Genomic DNA, 17,478 nt, shown 5'->3' on the forward strand with positions numbered 1-17,478 from the left:
TGAAATTTATTTAAATAATTTCATGAAAATCTACGCGATAAATTTCATAAAGCCAAGCGTGAGACGTTTGACCTAGTTGAGATCGATGGCCAGACGCAGGCGATCCTTGTGTTGCAAGCCCTGCTCGAAGAGCGGCTCGGGGTAGTGTTGAAGGAAGTAATCCGGCTCGACGGCGTACACCCGCAAGCCGGCGCGCTGGTAGAAGGTCAGTTGGTGGCCGAAGCTGCCGGTGGCCACTTCCAGACGTGTCGCCCCCAGTTGCCTGGCGCTATGCAGAGCATGTTGCAGCAGCTGTGTACCGATGCCCTGGGCCTGGCAGCCCGGCGCGACGGCGATGTTCATCAGCTCCAGGATTGCAGGAGCGCGCACCTGTAGCACATAGACGCCAACGACTGCGTCATCGCGCCTGGCGATATAGCAGTGACCATGCGCCAGGTAGGCCTGTACATACGGCAGATGCGGATCGGCCTCCAGCAGCAGGTCCATGGGCAGCTGGCTGGCCGCGCAGGGCGTGATCAGCAGAGGTGTGCTCATTGCACCCGATTACGCCCGCCGTGTTTGGCGCCATAGAGCGCGCGGTCGGCCTTGTCCAGCAGGTCGTCGGCACTCGTTGGGGCATCGTCCGTGCAGGCGATGCCGGCGCTCAGGGTCACCGAGAACTGCTGGCCACCGGCAATAAAGTGCAATTCGGCAAAGCGTTGGCGGATCTCATCGAGGATGCGCCTGGCCTGTTCGGCCGGACAGTCCGGCAGCACCACCAGGAACTCTTCACCGCCATAGCGGCCCAGGCTGTCGATGCGCCGCAGGCGCTGGCGCAGCAGGTTGGCCAGGGCGCGGATGACGTTGTCGCCAGCAGCGTGGCCGTAGCTGTCGTTGACCTTCTTGAAGAAATCGATATCCAGCATGGCCACGCTGGCCGGCTTGCCGCTGCGCTGGGCGCGCTCCAGCTCGATGGCGGCCTGCTCCTTGATGTCGGCGTGCTTGAGCAGCCCGGTCAGGCTGTCGCGCGACAGTGCGTTGCTCAGCAGGCGCGCACGTTGGGCGCGGGAGAACACCGCGGCGACCAGGGCGTTGTCGGAAATCGGTTTGGTGACGAAATCATCGCCGGCCTTGATCAGCGCGTTCATCTGCCGGGTGATGTCGGTTTCGGCCGACAGGTAGACGATGGGCACGCGCAACCAGTCGTCGTTGAGGCGGATAATCTGCGCCAGTTCCGGACCGGTGCAGCCGGGCATGCTGACGTCCAGCAGCACCACTTCGGGGTTGAAGCTGCGCATGCGGTCGAAGATTTCTGCCGGCTCATGGAGCATTTCCACCAGCATGTTGGCACCGCGCAGGATCAGGCTGAAGCGGCTGGCCAACTCGCGGTCGTCATCGATGATCAGCACCCGGTAAGGCTCGCCGTGTTGCTGGGCGAAGCAGCGTTCCAGGCGGTTTTCCAGTTGCGGAATATCCACCGGCTTGGTGAAGAAGCCCAGGGCGCCGACGCGCACGGCCTGCAGGTGGGTGGCGAAGTCGTCCTGGGTGGTGATCACCAGCAGTGGCAGCGGTTCGTCCAGGCGCTGTTGCAGGCTGGCGGCATATTCCAGGCCGGTGAGGGCTTCGTCGGGCAGGTTGACGTCAACGATCAGCGCGTCCGGCAGTTGCTGCTGCAGGGCCGCATCGAGTTCGGCAATGCGGGTGAAGTGTTCGGCCTGGTAGCCAAAGTTGTTCAGCGTCAGGCGCATGTTTTCGCCAATCGAGCGCTGGTCTTCGAGGATGTAGATGCGCCGTGCCGAGCTGTTGGGCCGTGGGCTGTTGCGGCTGCTGCGCGTGGCGGGCTCGGGGTTGTGTTCGGCCTGGAATTGCTGGCGCGCCAGTTGCTGCAGGCTGCGGCTGAAATCCTGCAGGCTCTGTTGTTCCTGCTGCAGGGTTTCCAGCCACTGGTCGGCTGCCTGTTCCAGCTCGCGGGCGCGCTGGCCGAGGCTGCTGAAGCCAAAGGTGCCGGCGGCCCCGGCGAGCTTGTGCAGCTGGTCGCGCAGGGTTTGCAGGTGCTGTTGTTGCTCCTGCGGATCGGCCGCGTGCTGCAAGCGTTCGGCATTGCGCCCAAGAGCCGGCAGTTCGTCTTGCAGGCGCTGGGCGAAGGCACCGCTGAGTTGCTGCAGACGTTGTTGCAGCTCGGCGGCAGGCGATTGGCCTTTACTCATGGGCCTGACTCCAGATTTTGCGTACTTGCGCGGCCAGTTGCATGGGGTCGAAAGGTTTGATGATCACGTCACGCGCCCCCAGGCTGCGGTAATGGGCGATTTCTGCCGGCTGCACCTTGGCGGTCATAAAGGCCACCGGCACCTGGCTGATGTCGATCAGCCGGGCGATTCGCGCCAGGGTTTGCGGGCCGTCCATGTCCGGCATCATCACATCCAACAGGATAAAGTCCGGGGCGAAGCCCTGTAATTGATCCAGCGCATCCTGGCCGTTGGCGCAGCTGAGCACCTGAAAGCCGCCGACGGCTTCCAGGGCCAGCTTGGCCACGGCCTGGATCGAGGGGTCGTCTTCCACATGCAGAATACGTTGCAGCTCAGGCATGCCGAGGTTCCTCAGGGTTGGCCGGTAGCGCCAGATTAGTCAGTTCAAACCAGAAAGTCGCGCCGTGGCCGGGCTGTGAGTCGAAGCCGATGCGCCCGTCCATGCGCTCGATGATTTCCTTGCTGATGGCCAGACCCAGGCCGGTGCCGCCTTTCTGCCGGGTGTCGGTGGCGTCGGCCTGGGAGAATTTGCTGAAAATGCGCGGCTGGAAATTTTCCGGCACGCCGGGGCCATGGTCGCTGACGCTGACTCGCACGCGCGTGCCGTGCTGCGTCACGCGCACCTCCACAGCCTGGCCCTGGGGTGAGAATTTTGCCGCGTTCGACAGCAGGTTGGCCAACACCTGGGCAAGGCGCAGACGGTCGACCTGAACCACGGCCGTGGTGGGCGGACCTTGCAGCGTGAGGCGCACATGCAGGTGGTTGGCGTAAGGCTGGTTTTCTTCGATGGCTTGTTCCAGTAAGAGTTGCAGGGGCTCAGCCTGCAACTCGAAAAGCATCTTGCCGGCCACCAGTTTTTCCATGTCGAGCAGGTCGTTGATCAGCAGGTTAAGGCGCTGGCTGTTGTCCTGGGCGATCTGCAGCATCTGTTGCATGCTCGCCGGCACCGCGCCGAGGGCGCCGCCATTGACCAGGCCGAGGGAGCCGGCAATCGCGGTCAGCGGGGTGCGCAGTTCGTGGCTGACTGTGGAAACGAATTCGTTTTTCATCCGCTCGATGCGTTTGCGCTCCTCGATATCGCGAATTACTGCGATAAAGCGCCGCTCGCCCTGGTGGCTGATCTGCGAGATGGCCAGCTCAATGGTGAAGGTTTCACCGTTGCGGCGCATGGCGGTCAGTTCGATGTCCTTGCCGAGCATCTGCTGGATGCCGGTTTTCAGGAAGTGGCTGAGGTAGCGGGCGCGCATTGAACGCTGCGGCTCGGGCAGCAGCAGGGTGGCGCGGTGCCCGGAAACTTCCAGGTGGCTGTAGCCGAAGATGCGTTCGGCGGCGTGGTTGAAGGTTTCGATATAGCCCTGCTGGTCGATGGTGATGATCGCGTCGAGCACGTTGTCGAGCAGAGTACGCAGGTAATCCTCGCGCTCGCGGATGGCCATTTCGGCGGCGATACGTTCGTTGAAGTCCTGAATCTGCACCACGAAGTGCACCGGCGCATCGTTGCTGTCACGCACCAGCGAGACGCTGAGCAGCACCCAGATGATCCGCCCCTGGCTGTCCAGAAAGCGTTTTTCCATCTGGTAGTTGCTGATCTCACCGGCCAGCAGTTCCTCGACGTTTTGCAGGTCAGCTTCCAGATCGTCGGGGTGGGTGATGCGCTGGAAGTCACTGTTGAGTAGCTGTTCGCGGCTGTAGCCGAGCATGTCGCAGAGCACTTCGTTGACCTCCAGCCACTGCCCTTGCAGGGACACCAGCGCCATGCCCTGGGGCGCGGTGCTGAAGGCGCTGCTGAAGCGTTGCTGGCTCAGGCGCAATTGGTCTTCCACGGCCTTGCGGTCGCTGATGTCCCAGATAAACCCGGAAATCCAGTGCAGTTTGCCATCGCTGTCGTACTCGCCGCGGCCTTTCTCGCGCACCCAGACGCTGTGGCCATCGGCGTGTTGCAGGCGGTAGGTCAGTTCGAAGGATTCCTGGCGCTCGACGGCGGCGACCGCGCGCATGGTGAGCGGGCGGTCATCCGGGTGTATCACGCTGGCGAAGCTGCGTACGCGGTTGTTGATAAAGTCGTAGGCCGGGTAGCCGCTCAGCGCCTGGATTTCCTCGCTGAGGTAGCTCATCGACCAGTCGGCATCGTTGCGGCAGCGGTACACCGCACCTGGCAGGTTGGCGACCAGGCCGCGAAAACGGCTTTCGCTCTTTTGCAGGGCGCGGGTGGTCTGGTGCAGTTCATTGATGTCACTGGCGATGCCCAGGTAACCGTTGATCGTGCCATTGAGGTCACGCATGGCGCTGACAGTGAGGTTGACGATGCGCGGTTCGCCGTTCTTGCGCACATAGGTCCACTGACGGGTTTCCGGCTCGCCCTGGCTGGGGATGCAGGTGAACACGGCAAAGCCACTGATCTCGCGGCCTTCCTGGCGGCTGAGTTGGCGGCTGCGGGCCTGCATTTCCGCCTCAAGGTGGAATTGTGCCGGGCTGCATTGGCCGATCATTTCTGCGCCGCGATAGCCGAGCAGGCGCTCGGCACCGGAGTTGAACAGGGTGATCAGGCCATCGCGGTCGGTGGTGATGATGCTGACGCCTGTGGCGGAGTCGAGCACGGCCTGGAGAAAGCGCCGCGCCTCGCGGGTTTGCTCTTCATGTTGCAGACGCTCGAGGGTGGCCCCGACCCAGCGGGCGAACAGGCGCATGAATTCGCGGTCGGCTTCATCGAAGGGGCGGCTGCGGGCGCTGCTGGCGGCAAAGCACAGGGTGCCGAAGCATTGCCCGCCAACCCAGATGCTTGAGCCGATGTAGCTTTCCAGGGCAAACAGCGGGTAGCAGGGGTGGGCGGCGTGTTCACTCTGGCCCATGGCACTGATGGCCAGTACATCGGGGCTGCGCAGGGTGATGCTGCAGTAAGTGTTGCCGAGTACAAAGCACTGATCGTCCTGCAGGCTGCCAGGTGGCGAAACCTGGACCTTGACCCGATAGGTGTCGCCGTCGATCTGGCTGATGATGCCGATCGGCATGCCATAGAACTCGGCCCCCAGTTGCAGGGCCTGGCGTAGCTGGGCGTGGGTGCTCAGCTTGGGCAGCGCGGCAATTTCGTTGAGGGCATGCAGGGCGGCCTGCTGGCGCTGGATGTGCTGCTGGGTCTGTTCGCGCTGGCGATCGCGACGTAACGCCTCCAGCAACTGGCCGAAGGTGGCCAGCAGGGGTTGCAGCTGTGCGGCGAAGTCGTCGCTGTAGCCGCCCTGGCGGTTGGCCAGGCCGAGCATGCCGCACAGTTCGCCGTTGGCGTGAATCGGCAGCCCGGCGAAGGCGTGCAGCGGTGGATGCCCCGGCGGTAGGCCGGCGCTGCCAGGATGCTGGGCCGGTGCGTTGCTGATCAGTACCTGGCCGCTGCGGATGACCTGGCCAAACAGGCTGTCGAGGTTGCGAAACTCCAGACCTTGCGTCACACGGGCGTCGTAAAAGGCCTGGCTGCTGGCATCCCAGGCGATATTGCTGATGGCAAAGGTGCGCAGGTACGGCGCGCCCTGTTCATCTATGAGGATTTCACCAATAAAGCCGAACTGGCTGCCGGTGAGGTCGAGGATCTGTTTGAGCAGGGCGTCGAAGGCTTCACGCTGGTTGTCGGCATTGATATAGGCGGCCTGTGCTTCGCTGATCAGGGCGAGCAGGTTGCGTGAGGCTTCGCTTTGCTGGTGTTTGTCCTGCAACTCGGTGTGGTGCCGCTGCATCAGTGCCTGGCTGCTGTTGCGGGTGGCTTGCAGTAACAGCAACAGCAGGCCTTCAGCCGCCAGCCAGGCGAGCAGCCATTTGCTCAGCAGCCAGCGCTTTTCTTCCTGGTAGCGGCTGTGAAGGTCGCTGACATCGCGCCAGGTCAGGGCAATCACGGTGGCCGCTGGTGTGCCGGCGCTGGGCTGGTAACCGGGCAGCAGCAACTGGTTGATCAGGTAGGTGTGGCCCTGGTCCTGCAGCAGTTTGTGGCTGTCGCCGGCAGCGGGATCGGGGAGCAGGTGTTGGCTGTGCCAGTGCTGCACCTGGGGGCGCGAGAAGCCCTTGAGGTAGCCGTTGGTAGGAGTGGGCGCAAGCAGGGCCACCCCGGCATCCAGCTCGCGGTCTAGCTGTTGCAGGCTATGGGCCAGGCTCAGGCTGACTTCCAGGGCGCCGACACTGACTGCACCCTGGGGGCCATCGACCTGCAGTGGGCTGATGGCGCGGATTACCAGGTCCTCGTCGGCCAGCCCCAACCCAGTGCGGCTGCTGGCGTCTTGCAGGGCATCGAGGAGCATGCTGCGCTGGGCTTGCGGGCGGTCGCCGAAGTGCTCGGGCTGCTGCACGCGCAGCAACACCTCGGTGCTGCTCAGGTACAGGTTGAGGTCGAACGGGTGGTGCGGTTGCAGGGTGCGCCAGCGTGGGGCCAGGCGGGTATACAGTTGCGCGCGAATGGCTTGCAGTGCCTGTGTGGAGGGCGTGGCGTCGGGCTCCAGAGGTGCGGCCTGGCGCAGCAGGTCGACCAGCCAGGCGTCGGCGGCGAGGGTTTGCGCCAGCAGCTGGGCCTGGTTCTCCAGGTTCAGCTGTGCGCTGCGCAAGGCCAGGCGTTGCAGCTCGTGCTGTTTACTCAGTTGCAGTTGCCAGAGGGTTTCCCGCTCATTCAGGGCGACGCCGCCGAGCAGGGCAAAGAAGATCGCCAGGCCAAGGCTGCCGAGGCCAACGATCCAGCGGATCGTCGAAGGCTTTACGTCTGTGTGCATCGGCGGCTTCCTGAGCGTGTCACGCCAGTTACTCATACACCGAGCAGGTGTGTTGCGCCAAGGCCTGTTGCAACTGTTCGGCCGGTTGTGGGCGGCCGAAGTAGTAGCCTTGCCCGTGGTCGCAGCCCAGCTGGCGCAGGAGGTCGAGCTGATCGGCCTGCTCAATGCCTTCGGCCAGCACCTTGAGCCCCATGCTGTGGCCCAGGGCGATCACGGCGCGGGTGATGGCAATGTCGTCCTGATCATTGGGCAGGCCTCTGACAAAGCTTTGGTCGAGTTTCAGCTTGTGTACCGGCAGGCGCTTGAGGCGGGCCAGCGAGCTGTAACCGGTGCCGAAGTCATCGATGGCCAGGCGTACACCGAGGTCACGCAAGCGTTGCAGCAGGGCCAGTGCGGCATCGGGGTCGTCCATCACGGCGCTTTCGGTCACTTCCAGTTCCAGGTGTATCGGGTCGAGCCCCGTGTCACGCAGCACTTCGGCTACCCGCAGGTCCAGTTCGCCGCGGCTGAACAGGCGACTGGAAGCATTCACCGCGACAAACTGCAGATTCACGCCGCTGGTGCGCCAGGCGACCATCTGCCGACAGCTCTGTTGCAATACCCAGGCATCGATGGCGCCAATCAGGCCGGTTTCCTCGGCAATTGGAATGAATTCGCCGGGCGGCACCAGGCCGCGCTCCGGGTGTTGCCAGCGCACCAGGGCTTCGACGCCGATCAGCGCGCGGCTTTCCAGGTGATACAGCGGCTGGTAGTGCACGCGCAGTTCCTGGCGATCCAGGGCATGGCGCAGGGCGCTGGCCATTTCGACGCGCTGATGGGCCTGGGTGGTCAGTTCCTGGCTATAGAATGCATAGCTCTCGCGGCCGCTGCTCTTGGCCTTGAACAGCGCCGAGTCGGCATTGCGCAGCACCTGGGCAACATCGTTGGCATCTTCGGGGTACAGGCAGATGCCAATGCTAGCGGTGATGAACAGCTCCTTATCCGCCACCTGGAAGGGCAGGGTCAGGCTGTTCTGCAGGCGCTGAGCCATGACCGCTGCCTGTTCGGTATTGCTGCATTGCTCATCGAGCAGGCCAAATTCGTCGCCACCCAGGCGCGCCAGGGTCATGCGCTTGCCAAGCTGGGTGCTGAGTCGTTCACCCACGGCCTTGAGCAGCAGGTCGCCGATGTTGTGACCGAGGCTTTCGTTGATGTGCTTGAAATGGTCGAGGTCGATCAGCAGCACCGCACCGCTGTGCTGGTCGCTGCGCGCGCGTTCCAGGGCATGCTCGACACGCTCGGTGAACAGCAGGCGGTTGGGCAGGTTGCTCAACGGGTCGTGGTGCGCCAGGTAGTCCAGTTCACGCTGGGAGCGCTTGAGTGCCGTGATGTCGGAGAACACCGCGACGTAGTGGCTGATCTCGCCCTGTTCGTCGTGGATCACCCGGATGCATTGCCACTGTGGGTAGATTTCACCGTTCTTGCGCCGGTTCCACACTTCGCCACTCCAGGCTCCACGGTTCTGCAGGGCGTTCCACAGGCTTTCGTAGAAGCTGTGGTCGTGCCGCCCGGATTTCAGCAGATTGGGTGATTTGCCGAGGATTTCTGTCTGGCTGTAGCCGGTAATGCGGGTGAAGGCCGGGTTGCAGTGCACGATATGTTGCTCGGCATCGGTGACCAGTACCCCTTCCTGAGTGGCATCGAATACGGCGGCGGCCTGGCGCAGGCTGTCTTCGTCGCGGCGGCGCTGGGTGATGTCGCTGGCGGTGCCGATCAGGCGTTCGGCCTGGCCCTGCTCATCAAGCAGCAAGCGGCCACGAAACTGAATCCAGCGGTAGCTGCCGTCGGCATGCCGCAAGCGGTAGTTGACCTCATAGGGTGTCGGATCAGCGGCGCTTATGCGTTGTTGCAGGTGGCGCTGGAATGCTTCGCGATCATTGGGGTGCAGGCGTTGCATCCACTGCTGCTGGTCGGTTTCCAGCGCTTGCTCCGGGATGCCGAGCAGAGCGGCGTAACTGGGGGAAAAATACAGCTGACCGCTCTGCATGTGCCAATCCCACATGCCGTTCTGGGCCGCTTCCAAGGCTTGCTGCAGGCGTCTTTCGCTGTGTTGCAGGGCTTGCTGGTTGCGGCGGTACTGGCGTTGGTGGGTGTGCAGAATCAGGTGCAGCAGGCCGCCGCTGAGCAGGACGAAAGCCAGCCCCTTGAACGTTTGCGCACGCTCCAGCTGTTCAAGTGACAGGCCCAGGGCAATCAGTTGGCTGTCGCTGAACAGCACCCAAAGGCCGGCAACCAGAAGGTAACTCAGGGTCAAGCGCCAGGCGCTGTAGGGGGCAGTCATGAGCAGCGGATCAGTCCTTGAAGTGGGGCAGGCAGTATAGATGTTAATGAGGGGGCGGCATTCTTATGCAAAAGACCAACTGGTTTTCTGATCCGGGTCAGGGATAATGTGTACAGGTGTGCGCTAAAAATCAGCGCCACCCTTTCTTTGCACGAGGCACATGACCCATGTGGTACAACGGTTTTCTTGACCTGTCGATCTGGCAACTGATCGCAGTCACCCTGCTGATGACGCACGTGACCATCGTCAGCGTCACGGTTTATCTGCATCGTTACTCGGCGCATCGCGCGCTGGAGCTGCATCCGGCGCTGAAACACTTCTTCCGCTTCTGGCTGTGGCTGACCACCGCACAGAACACCCGCGAGTGGACCGCCATTCACCGCAAACACCACGCCAAGTGTGAAACCGTCGATGACCCGCACAGCCCGGTAATCAAGGGCCTGAGCACGGTGCTGCGCAAAGGGGCCGAGCTGTACCGCGAAGAAGCGCAGAATGCTGAAACCCTGCGTATCTACGGCAAGAACTGCCCGGAAGACTGGATCGAACGTAACCTCTATTCGCGCTTCCCGATTGCCGGTGTGGCGCTGATGGCCGCCATCGACCTGGCCCTGTTCGGTGTTGCAGGCATCACCATCTGGGCGGTGCAGATGATGTGGATTCCGGTGTGGGCGGCTGGGGTGATCAATGGCCTCGGCCATGCCGTGGGTTACCGCAACTTCGAGTGCCGCGACGCCGCCACCAACCTGGTGCCCTGGGGCATCCTGATCGGTGGCGAAGAGCTGCATAACAATCACCACACCTACCCGAACTCGGCCAAGCTCTCCGTGCGCAAGTGGGAGTTCGACATGGGTTGGTTCTGGATCAAGCTGTTCAGCCTGTTCGGTCTGGCTCAGGTGCAGCGTGTTGCGCCGATTGCCCACCGGGTGGAAGGCAAGCGCAGCCTGGACATGGACACCGCCATGGCCATCCTCAACAACCGTTTTCAGATCATGGCGCAGTACCGCAAGCTGGTGATCGCGCCGCTGGTGCAGCAGGAGCTGGCCAAGGCCGACGCCTCGGTTCGCCATCATTTTCACCGTGCCAAACGCCTGCTGTCGCGCGAGCCAAGTCTGCTTGATGAAGGCCACCATGCGCGTATCCAGCGCATGCTGGAGCAGAGCCAGGCACTCAAGGTGATCTACGAGAAACGCCTGGCCCTGCAACAAATCTGGGTGAAAACCAGCGCCAATGGCCACGACATGCTCGAAGCCATCAAGCAGTGGGTCAATGAAGCTGAGGCCAGCGGTATCCAGTCACTGCGCGAATTTGCCGAACAGCTGAAGACCTATTCGCTGCGTCCAGCAACCGCCTGACGCTCTGTTGTGCCCCCGAAGCCCGCCTATTGGCGGGCTTTTTAACTTCTGGCGTATGCTGCTGTCATATCCCCGTTATCTGAGCACAGCGGCGGTGTTTATGGATGAAGTCAACAGACAGCAGCTGGAACAGGAAGAGCTGACCCTGGCGTTGTTGCACACCCGTGCCGAAGTGGCGCGGCTTCAGGAGCGCGAGCAGCTGTTCAGCACCCTGCTCGGCAGTGTCAATGCGGTGCTCTGGGCGTTTGACTGGAATACCCAGCGGGTGATCTACGTTAGCCCTGCCTATGAACGCATTTTCGGGCGCTCCACCGAGTTGCTGCTGGCCGGCTACGAAGAATGGCGCAACAACATCTACCCCGATGATCTGGAGTACGCTGCCGAAAGTTTTGCCCAGGTGCTGCAAACCGGCGCGGTTGAAGCGCGCGAGTACCGCATCATTCGTGGTGACGGCCAGGTTCGCTGGCTCAGTGACAAGTGCTTTGTCAGCCGTGAAAGCGCGCCGGGGCAGCCGCATATCATCGTCGGCATTGCCGAAGACATCACCGAGAAGAAGCAGCTGGAAGGCGAACTGCACCGCCTGGCTACTACCGATGTGCTGACCCAGAGCAGCAACCGCCGGCATTTCTTCGAGTGCGCCCAGCGCGAGTTTGAGCAGGCCCGTGAATATGGTAGCCCGCTGGCCTTTCTGCTGCTCGACCTGGATGACTTCAAGCAGATCAATGACCGCTACGGCCACCAGATGGGCGATCAGGTGCTGCAGCGCCTGGCCTACAGCGGTGCGACCACCCTGCGCCGTGGTGATCTGTTCGGGCGCATCGGTGGTGAGGAGTTTGCCGCGTTGTTCCCGCGCTGTGATGCGGCGTTGGCCGAGCAGATTGCCGAGCGCTTGCAGCGTGATACGCGGCGCCTGAGTTTCAGCCATGACGGTACAACCTTCGGCATTACCCTGAGTCAGGGGCTGACCTGTTTACGTCCTGAAGACACCAGCCTGGATGCCCTGTATGCCCGTGCGGATGCTGCAATGTACCGGGCCAAACGCCAGGGCAAGAACCAGATCGTGATCGACTGAATTGGCTGGCGGCAACCCGCCTGGTAAGTCTTGTTGATCGGCAAGAGTCCGCTTATGAGTCGCGCATCCTGCTTCCCCAGGCCTGCTGGCTTAGAGCGCAAAACCCCGTTATAGACAGCTTGCTGCCGCTTCTTCAGCAGCTGGCACAGTATCTGCGTAGGGCTTCGTTCATAACGGCCAGGTAGTCGGCCGACCAATAAGAACGAAGAGTGCCTCACTATGCCCCGCACCTGCCTGCCGACCATCCCCGATATTCCCGTCCGCGCTGATTGCCTCCCAGCGCCCACCTGATCCTGCCTGTGCTCGGCCAGCCTCTGGCTGCGGCGGCGTTCGCCTGCACGCCACTGGCCCCGACCCCAGCCCCCGAATTCGGTGCGCGCCTGCCTTTTCACTCGCTGAAGCCTGTACCGCGCCGATGTGCAACCCACACACAACTGGAGAAATCATAATGAGAAAGACCTCCCTGGCCTTGGCCGTCGCGGCCAGCACCCTGGGCATGTCCCTGAGCCAAGCGGCGTTTGCCGATTTTATTGGCGATAGCAAAGCCACCCTCGAAGCGCGGAATTTCTACTACAACCGTGACTTTCGTGAAGCAGCGGGCCAGAACAAGTCTGAAGAGTGGGCGCAAGGTTTTATCCTGCGTGCTGAGTCGGGCTTTACTGACGGCACCGTTGGCTTTGGTGCTGATGCCATTGGCATGTTCGGTTTCAAATTGGATTCGGGAGATGGCACTGCAGGTAGTGGTCTGCTGGTTCCGGATCGTTCGTCCAATGGTTCGCAGGACAACTATTCCGGCCTGGCTGTAGCGGCTAAGGCCAAGGTCTCCAAAAGCACCCTGCGCGTCGGCCAGATGCAGTTTAAGAACCAGGCGATCGCCTCCAGCGATAGCCGCTTGCTGCCGCAAGTTTTCCGCGGCGGTAACCTGGTATCCCAGGAAATTGATGGTCTGACCCTGGATGCGGGTTACCTCGACGAGGTTAACAACCGCAACTCGCAAGACTATGAAGACATGACTCTGAACACCTACTCCTTGAGTGGTATCAGTATTAAGGGTGGGGCTGTTAATCAGTCCAACGAGTTCGTCTTTGCGGGCGGTAACTACAAGCTCACCAACGACCTGACGGCCGGTTATTACTATTCCAACTTGGAAGACCTGTACAAACAGCATTCCTTCAATCTGGTGCATGTCCTGCCGTTGGGCGACAAGCAAAGCCTGAAGACCGACGTGCGCTATGCCCGCTCCACCGATGACGGCCTGAGCAACGTCGACAACAAGGCCTTTGGTGCGATGGTTACCTACAGCCTGAATGCTCATAAATTTGGCCTGGGCTACCAGAAAATGAGCGGTGACACCGGTTTCGCCTATATCGGTGGCACCGATCCGTTCCTGGTCAACTATGTGCAAATCGGCAACTTCGCCGCCAAGGACGAAAAATCCTGGCAGGCCCGTTATGACTTCGATTTCGCGTCTGTTGGCATTCCCGGTCTGACCTTTATGACCCGCTATCTGACTGGCGATAGCATTGATCGCGGCGCCGCCTCCGAAGGCAAAGAATGGGAGCGCAACACGGACATCGCCTATGTGGTTCAGGAGGGTACTTTCAAGAACCTCGGTATCAAGTGGCGCAATGCGACCATGCGTAACAACTTCAGCCGTGATATCGACGAAAACCGCCTGATCGTCAGCTACACCCTGCCACTGCTCTGACTGTGGCGGTTTCAGGCTGAGCTGTTGCATGCAGCCCAGCCTGAGCAGTACAGCAAACCCGGACTCTGTTCCGGGTTTTTTATGACCGGTGATTGACCTCTGTACGGTGTCGCGGTGGGCTTGCTAATCAATATATAAAAGAATAGATTGTTTTTATCTTAATTGAGCAGCTTGCCATGACGTCTGAACACCCTCCACTCGATATCCAGCAACTGCGCGCCAATGCCGATGCGGCGGGGCAACTGCTCAAGGCCCTGGGCAACCCGGATCGCCTGTTGCTGCTGTGTCAGCTGTCCCAGGGCGAACGCAATGTCAGCGAGCTGGAAACGCTGCTGGGTATTCAACAGCCGACGTTATCGCAGCAATTGGCGGTATTGCGCCGCGAAGGGCTGGTAGAAACCCGTCGTGAGGGCAAGCAGATCTATTACTGCATCAGCAGTCCGGCCGCATTGGCGGTGATCAACACTCTGTATCAACTGTTCTGCGCAGGTGCCGAGCAATGAGTATCGACTGGTACAACTTCACGCCCTGGAGTGCTCTGGCGGGTGGCGCGTTGATTGGTCTGGCCGCCAGCCTGTTTGCTGTGATGAATGGCCGTGTGGCCGGCATCAGCGGCCTGCTTGGCAGCCTGCTGGAGCGTGGTGAAGGCTGGGGCGAGAAAGGTCTGTTTCTGCTCGGCGTGCTGCTCGCGCCGCTGCTCTGGCAGCTGTTTACTCGTCTGCCCGAGATCCATATCGACAGTGGCTGGCTGGCCCTGACGGTTGCCGGTCTGCTGGTGGGTATCGGCACCCGCTATGGCGCGGGCTGCACCAGTGGTCATGGTGTGTGTGGCTTGTCGCGTCTGTCGCCACGCTCACTGGCGGCCACCCTGGCGTTTATGGTCGCGGGCTTTGTCACGGTGTTTATCCTGCGTCATCTGCTGGGAGCCTGAACATGCGCAAACTGATGGCGTTTCTCGCCGGGCTGATTTTTGGCATCGGCCTGCTGACTGCAGGTATGGCCAACCCGACCAAGGTGCTGGCATTTCTCGACCTGGGCGGCGCCTGGGATCCATCCCTGGCGTTGGTGATGGCGGCGGCGATTGGCGTAGCGTTTTTGCCGTTCAGTTGGGCGCGCACGCAGCGCGTCAGCGTACTCGGTGCGCCGATGCAGTTGCCGGGCAAGCGTGAGCTGGATCGCCGACTGATCGGCGGCAGCCTATTGTTCGGTATCGGTTGGGGCATCGCCGGGATCTGCCCGGGGCCGGCCGTGACACTGTTGCTGACCGGGCGCTGGCAGGCTCTGCTGTTCACCCTGGCCATGCTCGCGGGCATGCTGATCTTTGCTGCGTTGGAACGCCGGCGCGGATAACCGCAGGTCAGGCGAACAGCATGGGCGCGCTCGACCGCTGCGTGCGGCTGGATTAATCACCTGCGATTGCAGGCTGGAGTTGTCATGTCACCGTGTATTCAGGCGTTTTTCGATCCTGCCACCTCGACCTACAGCTATGTGGTCAGTGATCCAGCCACTGCACAGTGCGCGATCATCGACTCGGTGCTGGATTACGATGCGGCCGCCGGACGTATCCGTTACGAGAGTGCCGACCGCCTGATCGCCTACGTGCGTGAGCAGGGCCTGCACGTGCAATGGCTGTTGGAAACCCATGTGCATGCCGATCACCTATCGGCCGCGCCGTATCTCAAAGCGGCCTTGGGTGGACGATTGGCGATTGGCGAACAGATCCGCGTGGTGCAGAGCACCTTTGGCAAGCTGTTCAATGCCGGTACCGAGTTTGCTGTGGACGGTCGCCAGTTCGATCAGCTGTTCCAGGATGATCAGCTGTTTCAACTGGGCAGCCTCAGCGCTCGCGCGCTGCATACGCCAGGGCACACCCCGGCCTGCATGACCTACCTGATCGGCGATGCCGCCTTTGTCGGCGACACCCTGTTTATGCCGGATTACGGCACCGCGCGCTGCGACTTTCCTGGTGGCGATGCGCGCACCCTGTATCGTTCGATTGCCCGGCTGTTTGCCCTGCCAGAACGCACCCGCTTGTTCATGTGCCACGATTACCTGGCACCGGGACGCGAACAGCACCGCTACCAGACCACGGTGGCGGAGCAGCGGGCGCATAATGTACACGTGCACCAGGGCATCGACGAAGAGACCTTTGTGGCCATGCGCCAGGCCCGTGACGCCAGCCTGGGCATGCCGGCGTTGATGCTGCCGTCGGTGCAGGTCAATATGCGCGCCGGCCATCTGCCGCCAGCCGAAGACAATGGCGTGCGCTACCTCAAGGTGCCGTTGAATGTTCTCTAGGTGGCCGCTGCTGCAAACGTTGCGCGGTTATGACCGCGACCAGGCCGGGCGCGACGTGCTGGCGGCCTGCCTGGTCTGCCTGCTGCTGGTGCCACAGGCGCTGGCCTATGCCCAACTGGCCGGTCTACCGGCCGTGGCCGGGCTGTATGCGAGCATCCTGCCGCTGCTGGTGTATGCGTTGATCGGTGCCAGCCCAGGGGTGGCGCTGTCGTTCGGTCCGGTGGCGGTATTGTCATTGATGACGGCAGCAGCCCTGGCGCCGCTGGCGGCGGTGGGGAGTGCGGCTTATCTGGTGGCGGCCACCACCCTGACCTTGTTGGTCGGTGTGCTGTTGCTGCTGATGGGTGTGCTGCGGCTGGGCTTTATCGCCAATTTCCTCAGTCATCCGGTGATCTCCGGGTTCGTCAGTGGCTCAGCGCTGCTGATCGCCGTCAGCCAACTTAAGCACCTGCTGGGCATTTCGGCCGATGGCCTGACCTTGTTGCAGGTATTGCCGGCGCTGGCTGCGCAGTTGCCGGCTGTGCACCTGCCAACGCTAGTGTTGGGTCTGGGCAGCCTGGCGCTGTTGGTGTTGCTGCGTAACCTGGGCCTGTTCGGTGTGTCTGAAACGCTGGCGCTGCGTTTCAAGCAGTTGAGTGCCTTGTTGCTGATGCTGCTGGCGATGGGCTTGGGTGCGCTGCTGCACTTGGAAAACCACGGGGTCAAGGTGGTCGGCAGCGTGGCCGCAGGCCTGCCGCCACTGGCGATACCGAGCCTTGACCTGGGGCTGTTGCGTGAGTTGATGCCGGCGGCCGTGCTGATTGCGCTGGTGGGCTTTGTCGAATCGGTGTCGATTGCCCAGAGCCTGGCAATGCGCAAGCGCCAGTCAATCAACCCGGATCAGGAATTACTCGGCCAGGGCGCGGCCAACATTGCCGCCGCCTGCACGGGCGGGATGCCGGTGGCGGCCAGCTTTTCGCGCTCGGCGCTGGCGCTGCAAAGCAATGTGGCCACCCCGCTGGTTGGCGTGTTTGCCGCTGGCCTGATGCTGGCGGCAGTATTGGGCCTGGCGCCGCTGTTGCAGCACTTGCCGCAGGCGGTGCTGGCGGCGAGCATCATGGCGGCGGTGCTGGGGCTGATCGACCTGCGCAGCATTCGCCGCACCTGGCGTTACTCGCGACAGGAAGGTGCGGCCCAGTTGGCGACGTTGCTGGGCGTGTTGTTGCACGGGGTCGAGGCCGGCATCCTGCTTGGCGTTGGTCTGTCACTGCTGCTATTTCTCTGGCGCACCAGCCGCCCGCATATGGCGGTGGTGGGGCAGGTGCCGGGCAGCGAGCACTTTCGCAATGTCGAACGCTACCAGGTGGTGGAAAGCAGCAGCGTACTGTCGTTGCGGGTCGATGAAAGCCTGTATTTCCCCAACGCACGCTACCTGGAAGAGCGTGTCGCCGCGCTGATCGCCGCGCGGCCGGGAGTGCGCCATCTGGTGTTGATGTGTTCCGGGGTCAACCTGATCGACGCCAGCGCCCTGGACACCTTGCAGGCGCTCAGCGAGCGCCTGAACAGCGCTGGCGTGCAGCTGCACCTGGCGGAAGTAAAAGGGCCGGTGATGGACCGCCTGAAACGCTCGGACTTTTTCCAGCGCTTCAGTGGCCAGGTGTTCGTCAGCCAGTATCAAGCGCTGCGTACCCTGGATATGGCGAGTACAGAGCGCGCCAAGCGAGCGCAAGAAAACTGAGCTACAGCTTAATGGCGGCGTGTCGATACGCTGTTTGGATCAGGGAT

At 62.0% G+C, this 17,478-nt stretch carries 13 protein-coding genes; 8 read left to right on the plus strand and 5 right to left on the minus strand.

From position 1 onward, the window contains the following. Positions 1–72 precede the first annotated feature (72 nt). From IOD17_RS01055 to dibA, 5 genes are read right to left on the minus strand one after another with little or no spacing between them, the layout of a single operon-like run. On the minus strand, positions 73–534 hold the full coding sequence (locus tag IOD17_RS01055) for a GNAT family N-acetyltransferase (RefSeq protein ID WP_233683263.1): 462 nt from the start codon (positions 532–534) through the stop codon (positions 73–75). Next, positions 531–2,186: a diguanylate cyclase gene (locus IOD17_RS01060; protein ID WP_233683264.1), complete on the minus strand. Its 1,656-nt coding sequence runs from the start codon at positions 2,184–2,186 to the stop codon at positions 531–533. The genes IOD17_RS01055 and IOD17_RS01060 overlap by 4 nt, the downstream gene beginning before the upstream one ends. After that, positions 2,179–2,565: a response regulator gene (locus IOD17_RS01065; protein WP_233683265.1), complete on the minus strand. Its 387-nt coding sequence runs from the start codon at positions 2,563–2,565 to the stop codon at positions 2,179–2,181. Before IOD17_RS01065 ends, IOD17_RS01060 begins: the two co-directional genes overlap by 8 nt. Continuing rightward, a complete protein-coding gene (locus tag IOD17_RS01070) occupies positions 2,558–6,964 on the minus strand; it encodes a PAS domain S-box protein (RefSeq protein ID WP_233683266.1) in 4,407 nt (1,468 codons plus the stop codon). Before IOD17_RS01070 ends, IOD17_RS01065 begins: the two co-directional genes overlap by 8 nt. A 28-nt stretch (positions 6,965–6,992) precedes the next feature. Beyond that, positions 6,993–9,284, minus strand: a complete 2,292-nt coding sequence (gene dibA / locus IOD17_RS01075) for a phosphodiesterase DibA (protein WP_233683267.1) — start codon at positions 9,282–9,284, stop codon at positions 6,993–6,995. Between the two features lie 167 nt (positions 9,285–9,451). Between dibA and desA the strand changes: the two genes are divergently transcribed. The 8 genes from desA to IOD17_RS01115 all read left to right on the plus strand — a co-directional run bounded on the left by desA (position 9,452) and on the right by IOD17_RS01115 (position 17,431). Continuing rightward, entirely contained in the window at positions 9,452–10,636 is a 1,185-nt protein-coding gene (gene desA, locus IOD17_RS01080) for a delta-9 fatty acid desaturase DesA (RefSeq protein ID WP_233683268.1), read from the plus strand. A gap of 100 nt (positions 10,637–10,736) precedes the next feature. Continuing rightward, entirely contained in the window at positions 10,737–11,708 is a 972-nt protein-coding gene (locus IOD17_RS01085; RefSeq protein ID WP_233683269.1) for a GGDEF domain-containing protein, read from the plus strand. Positions 11,709–12,156: 448 nt separating this feature from the next. Next, positions 12,157–13,416 (plus strand): OprD family porin, encoded by a 1,260-nt coding sequence (locus IOD17_RS01090; protein ID WP_233683270.1) that lies wholly within the window; start codon positions 12,157–12,159, stop codon positions 13,414–13,416. Between the two features lie 176 nt (positions 13,417–13,592). After that, positions 13,593–13,919: an ArsR/SmtB family transcription factor gene (locus IOD17_RS01095; RefSeq protein ID WP_233683271.1), complete on the plus strand. Its 327-nt coding sequence runs from the start codon at positions 13,593–13,595 to the stop codon at positions 13,917–13,919. Then, positions 13,916–14,347, plus strand: coding sequence for a YeeE/YedE family protein (locus tag IOD17_RS01100; RefSeq protein WP_233683272.1), 432 nt, complete (start codon positions 13,916–13,918; stop codon positions 14,345–14,347). The genes IOD17_RS01095 and IOD17_RS01100 overlap by 4 nt, the downstream gene beginning before the upstream one ends. 2 nt (positions 14,348–14,349) lie before the next feature. After that, positions 14,350–14,766 carry a DUF6691 family protein gene (locus IOD17_RS01105; RefSeq protein WP_233683273.1) on the plus strand — a complete coding sequence of 139 codons (417 nt, stop codon included), beginning with the start codon at positions 14,350–14,352 and terminating at the stop codon, positions 14,764–14,766. A gap of 84 nt (positions 14,767–14,850) precedes the next feature. Continuing rightward, on the plus strand, positions 14,851–15,714 hold the full coding sequence (locus IOD17_RS01110) for an MBL fold metallo-hydrolase (RefSeq protein WP_233683274.1): 864 nt from the start codon (positions 14,851–14,853) through the stop codon (positions 15,712–15,714). Further along, positions 15,704–17,431 (plus strand): SulP family inorganic anion transporter, encoded by a 1,728-nt coding sequence (locus IOD17_RS01115; protein ID WP_233683275.1) that lies wholly within the window; start codon positions 15,704–15,706, stop codon positions 17,429–17,431. Before IOD17_RS01110 ends, IOD17_RS01115 begins: the two co-directional genes overlap by 11 nt. The last annotated feature ends 47 nt before the right edge of the window (positions 17,432–17,478 follow it).

Origin of the sequence: Pseudomonas anguilliseptica (assembly GCF_021375795.1) — a bacterium.
Lineage (GTDB): Bacteria > Pseudomonadota > Gammaproteobacteria > Pseudomonadales > Pseudomonadaceae > Aquipseudomonas > Aquipseudomonas anguilliseptica_A.